The 17629-nt window shown below is 50.8% G+C and carries 14 protein-coding genes; 9 read left to right on the forward strand and 5 right to left on the reverse strand.

The window, feature by feature from the left end:
- The first annotated feature begins 114 nt into the window (after window positions 1-114).
- Both guaA and ACT3RR_RS00655 read left to right on the forward strand, forming a co-directional pair.
- Window positions 115-1692: a glutamine-hydrolyzing GMP synthase gene (guaA, locus tag ACT3RR_RS00650; RefSeq protein WP_353501247.1), complete on the forward strand. Its 1578-nt coding sequence runs from the start codon at window positions 115-117 to the stop codon at window positions 1690-1692.
- A 466-nt stretch (window positions 1693-2158) separates the two neighbouring features.
- Complete coding sequence (locus ACT3RR_RS00655) at window positions 2159-2452, forward strand: HigA family addiction module antitoxin (protein WP_496199548.1); 294 nt, start codon at window positions 2159-2161, stop codon at window positions 2450-2452.
- Window positions 2453-2701: 249 nt separating this feature from the next.
- Here the strand turns inward: ACT3RR_RS00655 and ACT3RR_RS00660 are convergent, their stop codons facing one another.
- The gene (locus tag ACT3RR_RS00660; RefSeq protein ID WP_496199549.1) at window positions 2702-3274 is read right to left on the reverse strand and encodes a hypothetical protein; all 573 of its coding nucleotides are present in this window, start codon (window positions 3272-3274) and stop codon (window positions 2702-2704) included.
- Between the two features lie 316 nt (window positions 3275-3590).
- Between ACT3RR_RS00660 and ACT3RR_RS00665 the strand changes: the two genes are divergently transcribed.
- Window positions 3591-5897, forward strand: coding sequence for an ATP-dependent nuclease (locus tag ACT3RR_RS00665; RefSeq protein ID WP_496199550.1), 2307 nt, complete (start codon window positions 3591-3593; stop codon window positions 5895-5897).
- Window positions 5894-7783: a UvrD-helicase domain-containing protein gene (locus ACT3RR_RS00670; protein WP_496199551.1), complete on the forward strand. Its 1890-nt coding sequence runs from the start codon at window positions 5894-5896 to the stop codon at window positions 7781-7783. The genes ACT3RR_RS00665 and ACT3RR_RS00670 overlap by 4 nt, the downstream gene beginning before the upstream one ends.
- A 439-nt stretch (window positions 7784-8222) precedes the next feature.
- Here the strand turns inward: ACT3RR_RS00670 and ACT3RR_RS00675 are convergent, their stop codons facing one another.
- From ACT3RR_RS00675 to ACT3RR_RS00685, 3 genes are all read right to left on the reverse strand, one after another.
- Window positions 8223-9653 carry a 6-phospho-beta-glucosidase gene (locus ACT3RR_RS00675; RefSeq protein ID WP_496199552.1) on the reverse strand — a complete coding sequence of 477 codons (1431 nt, stop codon included), beginning with the start codon at window positions 9651-9653 and terminating at the stop codon, window positions 8223-8225.
- 14 nt (window positions 9654-9667) lie between these two features.
- Window positions 9668-10558, reverse strand: a complete 891-nt coding sequence (gene bglK / locus ACT3RR_RS00680; RefSeq protein ID WP_353501249.1) for a beta-glucoside kinase BglK — start codon at window positions 10556-10558, stop codon at window positions 9668-9670.
- 337 nt (window positions 10559-10895) lie between these two features.
- Window positions 10896-11615 (reverse strand): GntR family transcriptional regulator, encoded by a 720-nt coding sequence (locus ACT3RR_RS00685; protein WP_034788239.1) that lies wholly within the window; start codon window positions 11613-11615, stop codon window positions 10896-10898.
- A gap of 197 nt (window positions 11616-11812) precedes the next feature.
- On the opposite strand from ACT3RR_RS00685, the gene ACT3RR_RS00690 reads away from it, so the two are divergent.
- The 4 genes from ACT3RR_RS00690 to ACT3RR_RS00705 all read left to right on the forward strand — a co-directional run bounded on the left by ACT3RR_RS00690 (window position 11813) and on the right by ACT3RR_RS00705 (window position 15689).
- Entirely contained in the window at window positions 11813-12127 is a 315-nt protein-coding gene (locus ACT3RR_RS00690) for a PTS sugar transporter subunit IIB (protein WP_496199553.1), read from the forward strand.
- Between the two features lie 170 nt (window positions 12128-12297).
- Entirely contained in the window at window positions 12298-13620 is a 1323-nt protein-coding gene (locus tag ACT3RR_RS00695; RefSeq protein ID WP_353501251.1) for a PTS sugar transporter subunit IIC, read from the forward strand.
- 19 nt (window positions 13621-13639) lie between these two features.
- Window positions 13640-13951, forward strand: a complete 312-nt coding sequence (locus ACT3RR_RS00700) for a PTS lactose/cellobiose transporter subunit IIA (protein WP_353501252.1) — start codon at window positions 13640-13642, stop codon at window positions 13949-13951.
- Between the two features lie 64 nt (window positions 13952-14015).
- Window positions 14016-15689: a carbohydrate porin gene (locus tag ACT3RR_RS00705; protein ID WP_485901694.1), complete on the forward strand. Its 1674-nt coding sequence runs from the start codon at window positions 14016-14018 to the stop codon at window positions 15687-15689.
- 62 nt (window positions 15690-15751) lie between these two features.
- Here the strand turns inward: ACT3RR_RS00705 and ACT3RR_RS00710 are convergent, their stop codons facing one another.
- The gene (locus ACT3RR_RS00710) at window positions 15752-16369 is read right to left on the reverse strand and encodes a LysE family translocator (RefSeq protein WP_496199554.1); all 618 of its coding nucleotides are present in this window, start codon (window positions 16367-16369) and stop codon (window positions 15752-15754) included.
- Window positions 16370-16573: 204 nt separating this feature from the next.
- Here ACT3RR_RS00710 and ACT3RR_RS00715 point away from each other — a divergent pair, with 204 nt between their 5' ends.
- Window positions 16574-17494, forward strand: coding sequence for a LysR family transcriptional regulator (locus tag ACT3RR_RS00715; protein ID WP_496199555.1), 921 nt, complete (start codon window positions 16574-16576; stop codon window positions 17492-17494).
- Window positions 17495-17629 lie beyond the last annotated feature (135 nt).

The following is a 17629-nucleotide window of genomic DNA, read 5'->3' on the forward strand; positions in this document are numbered from 1 at the left end:
AAGACAGCGAGCTACGTGCTCGCTGTCTGCTTTATTGAAGTAAGCTTTTATTGTTGTTGAAAGTTTAACTCGTTGTTTTAACGCTTTTTATTGCTTTCTGGAAAACGCCCCCTCATGAGCGAAAATATTCACAAGCACCGTATCCTGATCCTCGATTTCGGCTCCCAGTACACCCAACTTGTTGCACGCCGCGTGCGTGAACTGGGCGTGTATTGCGAACTCTGGGCTTGGGACGTAACCGAAGCCCAAATCCGCGAATTCAACCCGAACGGTATTATCCTGTCCGGTGGCCCGGAAAGTACCACCGCCACCGACAGCCCGCGCGCACCGGACTACGTGTTCGAAGCTGGCGTACCGGTTCTCGGCGTATGCTACGGCATGCAGACCATGGCAATGCAACTTGGCGGCCATGTTGAAGGTTCCAACGAGCGTGAGTTCGGCTATGCGCAGGTTGAAGTTCAGACCGAAAGCGCGCTGATCCGCGACATTCAGGACGCCCTGAGCGACAGCGCCAAGCCGCTGCTCGACGTATGGATGAGCCACGGCGACAAAGTCACCGCCATCCCATCTGACTTCGTGACCGTTGCCAGCACCGATACCTGCCCGTTTGCCATTATGGCTAACGAGGAAAAACGCTTCTACGGCGTACAGTTCCACCCAGAAGTAACGCACACCCGTCAGGGCCTGCGCATTCTGGAGCGTTTCGTGATGGACATTTGCCAGTGCGAAGCCCTGTGGACCCCGGCTAAAATCATCGAAGACGCCGTTGAACGCCTGCGCGAACAAGTCGGCAACGACCATGTGATCCTCGGCCTGTCCGGCGGCGTGGACTCTTCTGTTACTGCTATGCTGCTGCATCGCGCCATCGGCGACCGTCTGACCTGTGTGTTTGTCGACAACGGCCTGCTGCGTCTGAACGAAGCCGATCAGGTGCTGGAAATGTTCGGCGACCGTTTCGGTCTGAACATCGTTCACGTGGCTGCGGAAGATCGCTTCCTGTCTGCTCTGGCCGGCGTTGATGAGCCAGAGGCTAAGCGTAAAATCATTGGTCGCGTGTTCGTTGAAGTGTTCGACGAAGAAGCCTGCAAACAAGAAGAAGTGAAATGGCTGGCACAGGGCACCATCTACCCTGACGTGATTGAGTCTGCGGCTTCTGCCACCGGCAAAGCGCACGTCATCAAGTCACACCACAACGTGGGTGGCCTGCCGAAAGAGATGAAACTGGGTCTGGTTGAGCCGCTGAAAGAGCTGTTCAAAGACGAAGTGCGCAAAATCGGTCTGGAACTCGGCCTGCCGTACGACATGCTTTTCCGTCACCCGTTCCCGGGTCCAGGTTTAGGCGTTCGCGTATTGGGCGAAGTGAAGAAAGAGTACTGCGACCTGCTGCGTCGCGCCGATGCTATCTTCATCGAAGAGCTGCATAAAGCCGACCTGTACAACAAAGTCAGCCAGGCCTTCACCGTCTTCCTGCCGGTTCGCTCCGTCGGCGTGATGGGCGATGGCCGTAAATATGACTGGGTGGTTTCTCTGCGCGCAGTAGAAACCATCGACTTCATGACTGCTCACTGGGCGCACCTGCCGTATGATTTCCTCGGCCGCTGCTCCAACCGCATCATCAACGAAGTCGACGGCATCTCCCGCGTGGTTTACGACATCTCCGGTAAACCGCCAGCTACGATTGAGTGGGAATAATTTCGCAGTAAGTATTCGCTGGCATTGACTGGCAAAGTAAAGAGTTAAGCCCATGTAAAAGTGGGCTTTTTTATTTCCTTCCTGGAATACGTACCATGATGAATCGGGGATTCAGGTTTTTTGATGACTTCAGACAGGTATTGCTGGAGGCATGCTATTTAACAAAGAACTCTGAGAAATATTGATGTCCCTGAGCATCATGCAACGATGCAAAATTGCAATTACTTTAATGCTCAACAGAGTTTTAGAGGGGAGTTGGCAACCGAGATATGTAAAGTTAGCTAATGTACCCGCCGTCTATTGCCTGCAACTCAAAGGAAAAATTTTGTCAGGACTTCCGATTCACGGTTACGCATTGAGGGCTTCCGCAAAGCAGAGACTTCCCTGAGACTTGAAGGAATGGACCCCAGTGGTACGCCACTCTATGAGTCAATTAAAGTACGTATTATTCCAGGTGAGCTGACGTATGAGCAAGGACGTTCAGAGATTCTTGCTTACTACACAAAAACAGATACCGCCGGCCCTGCGACAGTGGGGGGAAATGCTGGTAGAAGAATTCTTAAAACCGCTGAACATGTCTCATGATGAACTGGCGGAAGCTATGGGTATCTGCAAGCAGTATATTGACGATATTATCTGCGGTTTGCGTCGTCTTACGGATGATGAGGCTAGCGTTCTTGCTGACATATTTGAGACTGATGAGGATTTCTGGCGCAATCTGCAGGTGCTGCAAGATCGCCCAGAGCAACGGCGTAAGTAATCAACGGGAGAAAGTCAGCCCCTCAAGTGTCATGAAATTCGACCACTTGGTTTCACTTTTCCACCAAGGGCCGCATAGGGGGGGGACTGTCTAAGGACATTAAAGTTTGGAACTTTTGTGCTTCCTAAGTGTTTTTCTATCGTGAACACAAGACCCAATTATGACAAAAAAGATCGAAACTTAGACATCAGACGATGTGTATATCCAAAAAATTTGTGACAACAAAGTTCGAAACTAACTTTTGGACAATTAGCTTAGCCCCAACAATTTTTTTAAAAAGTTTGGTTTTGCAAGAACTGGTCTTCTCTTATTCAAGAATGCATTATCCCATTGCTGCAAATAGTCATCTCTGAAGACTTCTCCCCAATGCTGTTTACCATCCAATTCGCGAGTTCTTAAAGCATAATCATAAATATCTATTAAAATAGAAATTGATGAGCTCCATATTTCATTAGGTAATTCAATCCCTTCTCGGGCTGCGAGTTGAGGGTAAAAGTGTTGGAGGCCGATGGCATATTCTGGCTTACAGTATTCAACAAGAAAACCGTTATAGATGCCTGGTGAGTAAATTCTATCGTATCCACCATTCCATAATGTTAAAGAATTCAACCAATTGATTGCCTCTAGGTCTTCCATGTCCTCTAACAAAATACCTGATTGTATGCCCTGTTCTCGGCAATCTAACACTGAAGCCACGTTCTCCATAAGCATGGTATATGCTTCTGTTGGTTTCATTATTTTTAAATCCATCACTTGGACTATCCTTTTAAAATCTAACAGTGCCTTTAATGAAAAGTTATGAGCTTTATTGTCTTTTTTCAAACTTTAATGTCCACCGACATGTATCTTAAGTGATCAGTGCCAGACTTTGACCGTCCTGCACTTGGCGAGCATGCCGCCGCCACAGCTCGGGTAGGTTCCCTTGAGCTTTGGTTGAGCCTCTACGCGCTTTTCATTCACAACCACCAGTCTCACGTTTCGCCCCGTCTTTTGATGTGGAGATAATGCCAGTCTTGCCCTCGAATCCACTCCCTTTATCGTTGGCCATATGCTATGGTACAGCTTAAGCGATAGTTAGTAATAGATAATAAATATTCCATAATAACAAGGTGTTGCATAATCTTGCAGGGCAAACAATATGCATCTTCACTCTCTGGCGTTTAAGAATTTTCGTAGGTTGAAAGATGCGCGTATCGAGTTTGCGAACGACCTGACCATATTTGTTGGAGCTAACAATAGCGGAAAGACATCAGCAACTCACGCAGTAGACCTGTTCTTGTCTGGCTCTAAAGACAAGTTCACTGTCAATGATTTCAGCGCAGATTGCTGGCCGGCCTTTGAAAATTTCCCGGCGGAAGATGCGGTTGAGCAAGCCCACGAATTCCCGGCAATAACTCTTGATGTATGGATAAGCGTTGATCCGGATAATCTCTACCGGGTCGTGGATCTCCTGCCTAGAGCCGCATGGGAAGGTGCACTCGTCGGTGTCCGGATTGAGTTTGCCGTGAAAGACGCGGCTCAAACGCTGGCCAGCTACCGGAAGATGGCGACCGAGGCTGCGAAGTTCACCCAGAATAAGGCTGAGCATGGCTCAGATTACAAACCTTGGCCTCGCAACATGCGCGACTACCTCGCGCGTGAGCTGAAGAATGAATACGGTCTGCGCTATTTCATTCTCGACGAAGCGTCGCTATCCCCCGCTAACGCTGGCGAGACGTATACGCCGAAAGAGATCCTGGGAGACACCGAGCGAACGGGACATTCAATCATCAATTCGCTGATTAAGGTGGACTTCCTGAGTGCTCAACGACACCTGAGCGACGGTAACTCACAAGCTCGAACCGAGGACTTGTCCAAGCGGCTCAGCCGTTTCTACACTCGCAGCCAGAGCAAGCGCGAAGACGACCACAACGCCCTGCGCGCGTTGGCGCTCTCTGAAGAACAACTGACGAAGCATTTTTCGGACGTGTTCAAGGACACGTTCAAATCGCTGCGCAAGCTCGGGTATCCCGGCCTTTCCAACCCAGCACTGGAGATCCGCGCAGCCCTACGGCTGGAGCGACTGATGGGCGATCAACAGGCCAAAGTTCACTACCTACTCGAAGAAGCGACCGGTGGCGTAGAAGCCCTGTCTCTCCCCGATAGCTATAACGGGTTGGGTTTTAAAAACCTCATCTACATGGGCGTCGAACTCCTCGACCTCCACGCTGCGTGGTCGGTCACAGAGGAAGGCGAGGAAGGAAAACGCCAGCCAATCCACCTGATGTTTATTGAGGAGCCGGAGGCGCACATGCACGCGCAGCTCCAGCAGGCATTCGTTCGCAAGCTCACTGAACTCATCCCGCCCAAAGGGGCGGATGGTTACGGCACACAGTTCGTGATCACGACGCATTCTCCGCACATCCTGTACGAGCGGGGCTTCAAACCGATCCGCTATTTCCGCCGTTCGGCCGAAATCGGTTCCAAGCAATGCTCTTCTGTTTTCAACCTCTCAGCCTTCTACGAGAATAACAAGGACGACCGGGATTTCCTTCAGCGATATATGAAGCTGATGCATTGCGACCTTTTCTTCGCTGACGGCGCAATCCTTGTAGAGGGTAACGTCGAGCGCCTCGTACTTCCGTTGATGATTGGTCACGGCGCTCCGAAGCTGAACGCGGCTTATCTCAGCATTCTTGAGGTTGGTGGTGCTTTCGCCTTTCGTTTCCAGAAGCTGATTGAGTTTCTTGGCTTGCCGACTCTTATCGTGACGGACCTCGACAGCGTGTACCCGCCCAAGCCTAAGAAGGCTGCTGACGCCGCTGCCCAAGACGATAACGACGCAGGCGATGACGAGGACGATGATCTCGACGATGAGGCTGAAGGGGGTGAGCCGAAGCCAAGCTCAAAATGTCCTGCAGGAACGGCTGGAGCTGTTACGGCAAACCAGACCCTTCGCCAGTGGCTTCCCGGCAAGATACTGATTGAAGACCTTCTGACCGCAACGCCTGCAAGTAAGCTGCAAGTGCCGCAAAATGGCTCGGGAGCGCATGTGATGGTAACGTATCAGTGCCCTGTAACCGTGAAGTGGGGAGAGGAGACTGCTGAGCTGAAGAGCCGAACCCTCGAAGAGGCCTTCGCCTATGAAAACCTTGAGTGGTGCCAGAAGAAGGAGCACCACGATCTGAAGCTGAGATGGAGCAAGGCGGGAACGATGCCGCTGGCCGACCTTGCTTCGAAAATCCATACTCGCGTTAAAGGCCAGCATTTCAAGAAAACCAACTTCGCCTTGGGCCTGTTGGCTAGCAGCGACGCGACGTGGGTCGTCCCTACTTACATCCAGCAGGGCTTAGACTGGCTGACGCAGCACGTCACAATCGTAGAAGAGGTGTCGGATGGTACGGCTGAAGTCGTCGGTGTCGATGACGCTCCTATTCAACCTCAAGATCTTCAGGTGGATCAATGACCAGCCGTGCGGGAAAGCCGGATACGCCGGCTGATATCGAACTGAGAACCTTGCTAGACGATGATGCTTCTACCGGGTTCGTGATGGTTTCAGGTGCAGGGTCGGGCAAAACGACCTCGATCGTCAAAGCGCTCGATCATCTTCTCAAAACACGAGGCCCCGCTCTACGAGCTCAGTCCAAAAAGATTGCCTGCATTACTTACACAGAAGTCGCGGTCGGCGAGATTTGGGGTGATGTCGGCAACAACCAGTTGTTCCATGTGTCCACAATCCACAGCTTCCTCTGGGCGGCCGTGAAGCCGTTTCAGAGCGACATCGCAGACTGGGTCGGACGTCGGCTCGACAAGAAAATCACCGACACTGAAACTGAGATTGAAGGCTTCACGAACAAGACGCGGGCATCGACGCGAGAACGTAAACCCGCCGACCTAGAGCGGTATCGAGCCCAAAAGCTCACGATCGGTGATGTGAAGCGCTTCACCTACGGTGTCGGGAGCGACTACCCGAATGGCATTCTGGGGCATGGTGACGTTATCAAGCTTTCGACCGAGCTGATCCGGGATCTGCCGGTTATCGCCAAGGTCGTTGGGCAGAAGTATCCCTTCATCTTTGTCGATGAGAGTCAGGACACCGATCCGGATGTTGTTGCGGCATTAAAGGCGATCTCAGCTTTGCTCGGTAATAAGTTTTGCCTCGGGTTCATTGGTGATCCGATGCAAAAAATTTACATGTCCGGGGCCGGCGTCATAGCCCCTCTAGACGGTTGGAAACTTATTGAGAAGCCTGAAAATTTTCGCTGCCCCGTTGCAGTCCTCTATGTGATCAATCAAATCCGCGCGGGCGCTGACGGTCTTGCTCAGACCGGAGGCAAAACGAAAGAGGTCGGAGGTGCACGCGTTCCGGTCCAAGGTTCCGCGAAGCTGCTCGTGGTGTCCAAGGCCGACCGTACCCAGAGTCTTACCGAGGCGCGACAGTGGTTAGCCCATCACAATAACGACCCCCTTTGGCTTAGCGATGAAGCTGACGCTGACGTAAAGGTCTTGGTGATTGCCCATCGAATGGCAGCCAACCGCCTTGGCTTCGGCTCTCTTTACGAAGCCTTCCACGACAAAACGTCTGACGGTTTCAAAGACGGGTTCGATGACGGCACACATTGGTCTGTCGCCCCTTTGTTGAAGCTGCTGGCCCCCTTGATGCTGGCCAATGTCGATGACGATCAATTCGAGGTTATGAGCCTTCTGCGTCGCCATGCGCCTTTTTTGCAGCGCGAGTACATGCAGGCGAACGCCGTGCCCGGCATTTTGAAGGATATGGACACTCGAGTGAAGGCGCTCGCGCAAATCTGCGGAGAGTCTTCAGCAACTCCTGCATTCGCTGCGTTCGAACACCTGCGAGATGGAGGCATGTTTAAGCTGGATGAACGCATCCTAGCGGCAATGGCCGAATACGATGCTGCGGTTCCATCGGCTGAGAGCGGCAACCATGCCGCTTTGGTGAAGCTCCTTCACACGCCGATCCGGCAACTATGGGGCTATCGTCGCTACATTGAGGAACAGTCGCCGTTTGAAACGCATCAGGGGGTAAAGGGGGCGGAGTTCAACCGGGTCCTCGCAATCCTCGATGACGAAGAAGGTCGCCATAACCAGTTCCATTACGGAAAGTATTTCGGAATAACGCCTCTCTCCGACGCGGACGAGCAGAATATCCGGGATGGCAACGAAACGACGATTATGCGCACCCGTCGACTTCTGTATGTCTGCTGTTCCAGAGCTGGCGAGGATCTGGGAGTCGTGTTTTTTGCGGATGATCCTGCGCAGGCTCATGCTGCCATCGTCGCGTCGGGTCTCTTCCCCACTCAGGACGTGATCAATCTTGCCGCGCCCTAATCTGTTACAGGCCTACCGTCCTGCCAGAAGGGCTATCGACGTGTGGTGCTTAGAAGATCTTTCTGTGTCCTCGTTCGGTGAGATGTCGAATATCCGCTACTGGTCTGATGTATCGTTCGACAAATCGCGAGGGCACGCCTGAAATGTCCCAGACCCAGTCATGCTTCCAACGTCCGATTGTAGTCGTGGCTAATTTGTTTTGTTTCATGATAGGAAGCGCCGACGGGTCCTTAGCTCCAGGCATGGTATTAATCATGGTATTGGTGACTAATTTTTTATAAGCCAATGATAAGTAAGGTTATAATATTATTATCAACAATCGAGTGGGAATGATCCCCCAACCGCAGCCAGCCTGACAGAGTTCCAATAAAACGAAAGCCCGCAATCGCGGGCTTTTTTTTTGTACTGAATTCAGCAAGCAGCCATCAACCATCAACAATCAGAGCTTTTCGCCGTTGGTGGCAATCACCTCTTTATACCAGTTAAAGGACTTCTTACGGCTGCGGTTCAGAGTGCCGTTGCCGTCATTGTCTTTATCGACGTAGATCAGGCCGTAGCGTTTTTTCATCTCGCCGGTACCGGCGGAGACCAAATCGATACATCCCCACGGCGTATAACCCATCAGCTCGACGCCGTCCTCGACCACGGCTTTCTTCATTTCGGCAATATGAGCGGACATATAGTCGATGCGGTACTGGTCATTGACCGTGCCGTCGCTCTCTTGCACGTCAATCGCGCCGAAGCCGTTTTCCACGATAAACAGCGGCAGTTGATAGTGATCCCAGAACCAGTTCAGCGAATAGCGCAGGCCGACGGGGTCAATCTGCCAGCCCCAGTCGGACTTCTGGACATAAGGGTTAGAGACCAGACTCTTGGTTTCGTCGTAATCCAGCTGCGGGTTGTCGTCAGTGGCTTTGGTAGCAAACGACATGTAGTAGCTAAAGCCGATATAGTCGACGCAGCCCTGTTTGAGTGCCGCCAGATCGTTCTCGGTGATATCTAGCTCGAAGCCCCGGCGTTCGAAATATTTCAGCAGGTGCTGAGGATATTCGCCGCGCACGTGAACATCGGTGAACCAGTAGCGGCGGTGCATCGCGGTCATCGCCATCATCATATCGCGCGGCGCACAGGTCAGCGGGTAGATAGGGCACATGGCTATCATGCAGCCAACCTGCAAATCAGGGTTAATGGCCTTGGCGGCGCTGACTGCCAGCGCACTGGCGACCAGCTCGTAATGGGCGGCCTGATACATCACCGGCTCGCGATCTTCCCCCGCGACATACTTCAACCCGGAGTTGGTGAAGGGGGCGAAATCTTCGTGATAGTTGGCCTGATTATTGATCTCGTTGAAGGTCATCCAGTACTTCACTTTGTGCTGGTAGCGCGTAAACACTACTTTGGAAAAGCGCACGAAGAAGTCGATCAGCTTGCGATTGCGCCAGCCGCCGTACTCGGCCACCAAGTGATAAGGCATCTCGAAGTGCGACAGGGTGATCACTGGCTCAATGCCGTGTTTCAGGCACTCGTCGAACAGGTTATCGTAAAATTGCAGGCCCGCCTCGTTTGGCTCTAACTCATCCCCCTGTGGGAAGATGCGCGTCCAGGCAATGGAGGTGCGGAAGCATTTAAACCCCAGCTCGGCGAACAGCCCGATATCTTCTTTATAGCGATGATAAAAATCGATGGCTTGGTGGTTAGGGTAATTTTTGCCCGGCAACACGCCATCGGTGATCACGCGCGGGACGCCGTGCGCGCCAGCGGTCATGACGTCAGCCACGCTGACCCCTTTGCCACCTTCTTTCCAACCTCCTTCCAGCTGGTGCGCGGCCACCGCGCCTCCCCACAGAAATCCTTCTTTGAATCCGGACATATTCTTCCTCTCAATTAGAGATCGCTTATCGGCGACCGATACTGTTGATTGAAATGGTAGACCGCGCCGATGAGTCCGGCGTCATTGCCGTGGCTGACAATATCGACATAATCATCAATCCCGAACCAGGCCAGATGTTGACGAAGTAACGCAAGAAATCCGGGGCGCTCAACAATGCCGCCGCCCACCAGAATGATTTGCGGATCAAACAAATTCACCAGGTTGTAGAGGCCGCTGCCGATATCATTCAAAAACTCGGACACCAAGCGCTGGCAGACGACGTCCCCGGCCTCGTAGCAGTCGAAGATCTCCTCTCCGCTCACCTCATTGAGCGGCTTACCAACGTGCCCTGCGTAGTTCTGGCGCAGAGTGCGCAGGGTGCAATTGTCATTCATGGTGTACTGGCGAACATCGCGCGGGCCGGGGCGCTCGGTCAGCATGTAACCGAATTCTCCGGCGCGGAAACGGGCGCCGTGAACCAGCTGGTTATTGCAAAAAATAGCCCCGCCGATGCCCGTGCCGATGGTCAGCACCAAAAAGTTAGCCATCTCGGTGGCCTTGCCTTGCCAACGCTCGGCAAGTAGCGCGCAGTTGGCGTCATTTTCGATGGCGACGGGAAGCTGCGTTTGCTGCTCGAGCCACTCTTTCATGGCGAAATTATCAAAGCGGCGAATGGCTCCGCCCATTTCGATAAAGCCGGTATGAGGATTCACATAACCCGGCGCGCTGATGGCGATCCCTTCACAGTCAGGATGCGCCGCGACCCATTGCACCATCGCCTGTAAAATCTGTTCTCCGTCGCTGTCGTTAATGGGCTGGTTGGCCTTTTCTTGTACTTTTCCATCAGAGGTAAGGACGCCCATTTTTAACGCCGTGCCACCAATATCAAATGCGGCAATCTTCATGTGGTTAATTCCTTCTGAGTTTTTATTTCTGCACAGTGAAAGAATTCAATCTTATTTATTTTTAATTATTCGTTCTGAAAGCGAATAAAAGCTTAATCAATTGAAAGGAGGGTAGGCAAGGTTGTGCCTCATCTTGAATTGCACCTCTTTTGCACTTCTTTAACATTAGGTTATACAAAGAGTTATGTCTTCTTTCAGAGGCTTAAAGATGGGAGGTGCATTTATTATCTGATTTGTGAACCACTTTTTTGAGCGGAACTGTGATCAATATGACGCTAGGGGACCAAACCCAAGCGTCGGATTTGGTCGATTAAATTAAATAACTTTTATTGAGCCATTAAGCTGGCTGGCGGGCCATCTTGCGCGGAAGGAAATACTTCACTTGGAATTCAAACACATTGGTATAGAGGATGGAAAAATCGATGGGCGCATGGTTGGCATCAACAGATTGGGTTTCCATTCTGATAATTGGATCCCGGACGCTGATATTGAGCATTTTGGCCACTTCGAGGGGAGGAAGCACGGGGTGGAGTGATTCATAGCAGCCGTGTATTTTGACGCCACACTCATGCTCGATATAGAAAAACTTGGATTTTTTCATATGGTTAATCGTCAAATCTGGGAAGCGATTAACCGAAAGCCACGTCTCTTCCAGCTGCATCGGAACATTGTCGATGTAACGCAGCCGCTTGGCATAATAAACCGGTTCGCCGATAGCTAAATGCAGACGGCTGGCAATGTCCTCTGAGGCCTGCTGCAATTCAAATCGCAATACCTGGCTAGTCGGTTTTTTCCCTTCGCTTTTGGCAATCTCGGTAAAACTGTCCAGGTGGGTGACCGAGGCTTGAAAATGTTTATTGCGCAGATAGGTGCCCGAGCCGTGCCTACGCTCAATAAGTTCCTCATCTTCAAGAACTTTCAGCGCCTTTCTCATGGTATTTCGCGACACATTATAAAGTTTAGCCAGCTCTATTTCCGCCGGAAAGATATCGCCAATATTGTATGTCGGACTACTAATTCTTTTTTTTAGTAAGTTCACAATATCTTTGTATACCACTTTTGAACCTCCTTAATTCTTTATAAAACAGTAAACTACAAGTTTCCGAGACAAAAAATTAATCACACGTTCATTTATATCGATTTTTTTAAACAACTCCGCGCTTTCTAACTGTGATCGCAATGGCAAACTCTTTCATTGAAATTCATTAAGTTACCTGACGGGTCGACTATCAACATATATTAATTGGGTGACAAATGAAGAATATTTTATTGGTCTGCGCTGCCGGCATGTCCACCAGTATGCTGGTCAAGAGAATGAGAGAACACGCCGCAGCGGGAAACGTTGCCGTAAAGATCGACGCTTTTTCCGTTCCTGAGGCCAAGGAAAAAATAAAAAGAAATGAGGCTGACGTTGTCCTATTAGGACCGCAGGTTCGCTTCCAAAAAAGTGAAATAGAAACTGCTGCTCAAGGGAAAATCCCCGTTGTAGTTATCGATATGAAGCATTATGGGCAGATGGATGGTAAAGCCGTTTTAGAGAGTGCTTTAGCGCTTTTGTCAGACAACTAAACTATTACGCTGTAGATAATTATAAAATAAATTAAATTTCACCGAGGTGTATTTCGGTGATTGCTTATGGACACAATATAGTCAGGCGGCTTTTAAAAATATAATGCCTGATTTTATCAATTGATCAAAGTGCACGTTTAATAATTCATTCTACTATAAAAGGACTCATCATGAGTTTAATGAATGCCTTTGAACGCGGTATGGAGAAGATCCTTGTTCCAATCGCGATTAAATTAAATTCTCAGATACACGTCTCTGCTATTCGCGATGCGTTTATTTTGTCATTCCCCATCGTAATGGCAAGCTCCCTTATCGTGTTAATTAACTTTGCGATTCTCTCGCCGGAAGGCTTTATTGCTTCTATTCTGCATTTGGGGACGATATTCCCGAATTTAGCCGAAGCACAAAATATCTTTGCGCCGGTGATGAATGGCTCGGTGAATATCATGTCCATTATGATCACCTTTCTGGTAGCAAGAAATATCGCGATTAGCTATCAGCAGGATGACCTATTATGTGGTCTGACGGCCATCGGCGCTTTCTTTGTGGTTTATACCCCTTATCATATGGAAGGGGAGCAAGCCTATTTAACCACGCAATATCTGGGTCCACAGGGGCTATTTGTTGCCATTATAGTGGCGATGCTAACCAGCGAGATTTTCTGCCGTCTGGCGCGCAACCCTAAAATTACCATCACCATGCCGGACACGGTTCCGCCAGCCGTGGCGCGCTCCTTTAAAGTCCTTATCCCCATTTTCTTCGTGATGGTGTTTTTCTCGGTGGTTAACTACTGCTTGACGAAAATATCACCCAATGGCCTGAACGAGCTAATTTACAACTTCATTCAAGCCCCGCTGAAAAATATGGGCACCAATATCGTTACGGTTCTAATACTTGGCGTGGTGGCTAACTTCCTGTGGGTGCTGGGAATTCATGGCCCGAACACCGTAGCGGCGGTCCGTGAAACGATTTTCTCCGAAGCCAATCTGGAAAATCTCTCTTTCGCCGCCAACAACGGCACCACTTGGGGCGCACCATATCCCATCACCTGGGGCGGCATTAACGATGCCTTCGCCAACTATGGTGGTTCGGGCATGACGCTGGGTCTGGTGCTGGCGATTTTTATTGCCTCGCGCCGCGCTGATTATCGCGATATGGCAAAAATGGCCTTTGTGCCAGGGTTGTTTAATATCAATGAGCCGATTATTTTTGGCCTGCCCATCGTGCTTAACCCCATTCTTATTATTCCCTTTATTATGGCGCCGTTTGTTAACTCCATTGTTGGCTATTTCTTTGTGAGCTTGGAAATTATCCCGCCAATTGCTTATGCCGTCCCTTGGACAACGCCCGGACCGCTAATTGCATTCTTTGGGACAGGAGGGAACTGGATGGCGCTATTTGTCGGCATGCTCTGCCTGGCGATATCGACGTTAATTTATTTACCGTTCGTCATCGCTGCAAATAAGGTTAACGCCGCGCAGGCAGCACAATAATAGATCAAGGAGAAGCAAGATGTTTGCTGATGAAAGTACCGTTATGGAGTTACTTATCTACGCCGGTCAGGCGCGTTCCGATGCCATGGAGGCGATACGTGCCTCACGCCAAAAATTATGGGACGAGGCTGAACAGCTAATGGCCTCGTCGGAAGCGGCCTGTCGCGAGGCACACAAAATCCAAACAGCGCTTATTGGGCAGGATGAAGGTTGCGGAAAAATAAACGTCAACCTGATTCTGGTTCATGCTCAAGACCATTTAATGACCGCCATGCTGTGTCAGGATTTAGCAAAAGAGATTATTAGTTTACGAAAAGAAGTCTTTGCTTAATTTCACCCGCCTTTAGTCGTAAAGGCTAAAGGCAAAATAATAACTATATTTCTGGGATACTATAATGCATTCAAGTTCATTGAAAGTTAGATTATTGTATTTATCAATCCTTCTTGCTTTATCCTCTACTGATGCCACGGCTGCTAAATTAACCGTTGAACAGCGTCTTGAACTTCTAGAGAATCAATTATCAGAGAATAAATCAGAGCTTAAAAAAACGCAGGCAGAGCTGGCGGTTTATAAAGATAGAGTGACGCTTTTACAAGGTGGCGCTCAAGGGAATAAACCAACAGTAGAATCTCCGACCACACAAACAGCACTTTCACCGGTGGCGGACAATATCAAAAATGAAAATAATGAGATTGGTACCGCGCCAGCGCGAACGCCGGTGAAAGGATCGCAGAGCGTCGCGGTAGTGAATAACGATGGCGGGAAAACCAGCGTTGAAAACGTCACCCTGACTGACATCAGTAAATTCGTTAAAGAGGATATCGGATTCAGCTACGAGGGTTATTTCCGCTCCGGCTGGGCGGCCTCTAATCGCGGATCGGCACAAACTTATGCCGCAGGCTCGCTGGGCCGTTTCGGCAACGAAATGAGCGGCTGGTTCGATTTAACCCTCAACCAGCGCGTCTATAATCAGGACGGAAAAACCGCCAACGCCATCGTCACCTATGATGGCAACGTCGGCGAGCAGTATAACGATGCCTGGTTTGGCGATACCAATAATGAAAATATCCTGCAATTCAGCGATATATTCCTGACCACCCGAGGATTCCTGCCATTTGCCCAAGAGGCTGATTTTTGGGTAGGCAAACATAAATTGCCGGAATACGAAATCCAAATGCTTGACTGGAAATCGTTAACTACCGACGTCGCCGCCGCCGTGGGGATTCAAAACTGGGACTTGGGGCCGGGCCAGTTAGACGCGTCACTGAGCCGTAATGACGTGGATGTTTATTCGCGGGATTTCAACCGCACCACGCAGATGAACACCAACTCAGTGGACTTACGCTATCGCAATATTCCGCTGTGGCAGGATGGCTCGCTGTCACTGATGGCGAAATATGCTTTCGCCAATAAAACTGACGAACAGAAGGACAACGAAGACAGTGGCGACTTCTTTAAGCTGAAAGACACCTGGATGACCACCGCCATCGTGCGCCAAGAGCTGCCTCGCGACGCATTCAACGAGTTCACGCTACAGGTGGCCAATAACTCCTATGCTAGCAGTTTCGCCAACTTCTCTGGGGCCAGCAACTCCATGGCGCAGGGGCGTTACTACTATGGCGACCAAACCAACGGCATTGCATGGCGCCTGATCTCGCAGGGGGAAATGTATCTCGCCGACAGAATCATCATGGCTAACGCGCTGGTCTGGTCGCACGGCAGTGATGTCTATAGCTATGAGAGCGGGGCGCACAGCGACTTCAACAGCTTCCGCGCTGCCGTTCGCCCGGCATGGATTTGGGATACCTGGAACCAAACCGGCGTCGAGTTAAGCTGGTTTACCCAGAAAAACAAAACCGAACAGGGTGAAGACCTGAAAGAGTCTGGCTATAAAACCACGCTCTACCACGCGCTGAAAGTCGGCCCAAGCCTGCTCGGCTCCCGCCCAGAAATCCGTTTCTACGGCACTTATCTCAGCATTTTGGACAACGAACTGTCGCAGTTCAGATTCAATGACAACAGCAAAAACGAGTTCATGGCCGGGGTGCAAGCCGAGGTGTGGTGGTGATGGTTTGGTAAACTGTTTAGCCCGCAAACGCGGGCTTTTTTACGCCTTCCCTCAAGCCAACTTCAATTAAAAAACGCCAGCTTTATCGCGAAGATAGCGAGGAACAGCCCGGCGGTTTTCTCCAGTATGAAGATCATGCTGGGGCGGGCTTTGACCTTTTCGGCCAGTGATGAAGTCAGGGCAATCATAATGGTGCCGTAGATTAGCGTCAGTATGGCGGCGGTGCCCGCCAGCGTGCCGAAAGTTAGCAGGCCCTGGCTGTGAACCGGGTCGATAAACAGCGGCAAGAACATCACGTAAAATAGAATAGGTTTGGGGTTAGTGAGGGTAATAACCATGCCTTGCAGGAAAGGCGTTCTCTTGCGCGTTACCGGCGGTGGTGGGGCGGTGGCGCGCGATTTCATCAGCAGTTGTATACCCAGCCACAAGAGGTAAGCCGCCCCCAGCCATTTGATAGCCTGAAACACATGGGGAGAGGATTCCAGCAGGGCCGCTACGCCTGCGATCGCCAGCCACAGCAGTACCTGATCGCCGAAGATGATGCCAAACAGACAGAGCAACCCGCTGCGCGGCCCGCCTTTACTGGTGCTGGTGATCAGTATCAGATTGCCCGGCCCCGGGATAATTAACATAAAAATGAATGACAGGATGTAAGTCCCGTAGTTGATGATGCCCGGCATGCTCAGATGTCCTTTAAAAACTTATTGCTTAAGGTGATTTCTTATTAGTTTGGTCTCTCGGAGAGGGGAGTGACGGCTTCCCGCTCTGCCTACATCATGAAAATCCCTCCCATGACCGGCAACCGAAAATCGTGATATGTTTGATGCTTCTATGAAGAAATTCGATTTGTCATTGCAACCTGATCCTGAGAACTGACTGACACAATGTCCAAGATAAAGCTCAATCAGCTGGAAATGTTGATTGCTGTAGTGGAAAACAACGGTTTTAGCGCCGCAGCTGCGGTATTAGGCTGCACGCAGTCGCGCATCAGTCACGCCATTGCCGAGCTGGAGCAGCACCTCAAGACTAGACTGTTACACCGTTCCCGCACCGGATGTGTGCCGACTCCGGCCTGTACTCGCATCCTGCAAGATGCGCAAAAAGTGATGCAACTGCTGGCGGGCATTGAGCAAGTCGCCGCAGAGATGCCGCAAATCGCTGGCCGACTGCGCGTCGCCTGCTTTCGCAGCGCGACGGCTTATATCCTGCCACCCTGTCTGGAAGCGTTGGCGAAGTCGTGGCCGGACATTCATCTGGACATTGATGATAGCGCCACCGAGTACCACCACATCGACGAAGCCGTGGCGTCGGGCCGCGCCGATATTGGTGTGACGATAAACGGTCAGTTGCCCGATATGCACAGCGTGCCCTATGTCAGCGACCCTTACGTGCTGATGGTCCCGCGCTCGTTCCGGCTAAAACATCCGTTAAGCTGGCAGCAGCTGGAAACTCTGCCTTTCATCCAGCCCAGCGTGAATACATTGACCACGGTGATTGAACGCTGTCGGGAGATGGGGCTGCGCAATGAGGCCACGCACAAATTGGCCAGCGATAGCGGCATTGTTGGGCTGGTAAATCAGGGGATTGGTTTTTCGGTTATGCCGTGGCTGTCGGTGCTGCCGGTGCCTGAAAATATCCGTATTCTGGAGTTGCCTCAGCCCTTGCGCCGCCACTCTTACATCATAACTCGCGCCGAAAATCGCCACGACCGGCTTATCTCAACCCTGATTAATTTCCTACGAGATAAATCCCTGATCCGCACCACCAGCGTCTGGCGCTCCGGGATGATGGCCTTGGATTATTGATAATGCCCTCGAGCAATGAGGGCCTTTCTCCTCAGGTCGAAGTTCATTACCCGCTAAAACTGTGTTCTCCCGACTAGTCATTTTATGCCTTTGGTGTCTTTTTAGCCGCTCCCCTCATTGTGTAACGCGTTACAC

Origin of the sequence: Ewingella sp. AOP8-B2-18 (genome assembly GCF_052376015.1) — a bacterium.
Classification (GTDB): domain Bacteria; phylum Pseudomonadota; class Gammaproteobacteria; order Enterobacterales; family Enterobacteriaceae; genus Ewingella; species Ewingella allii.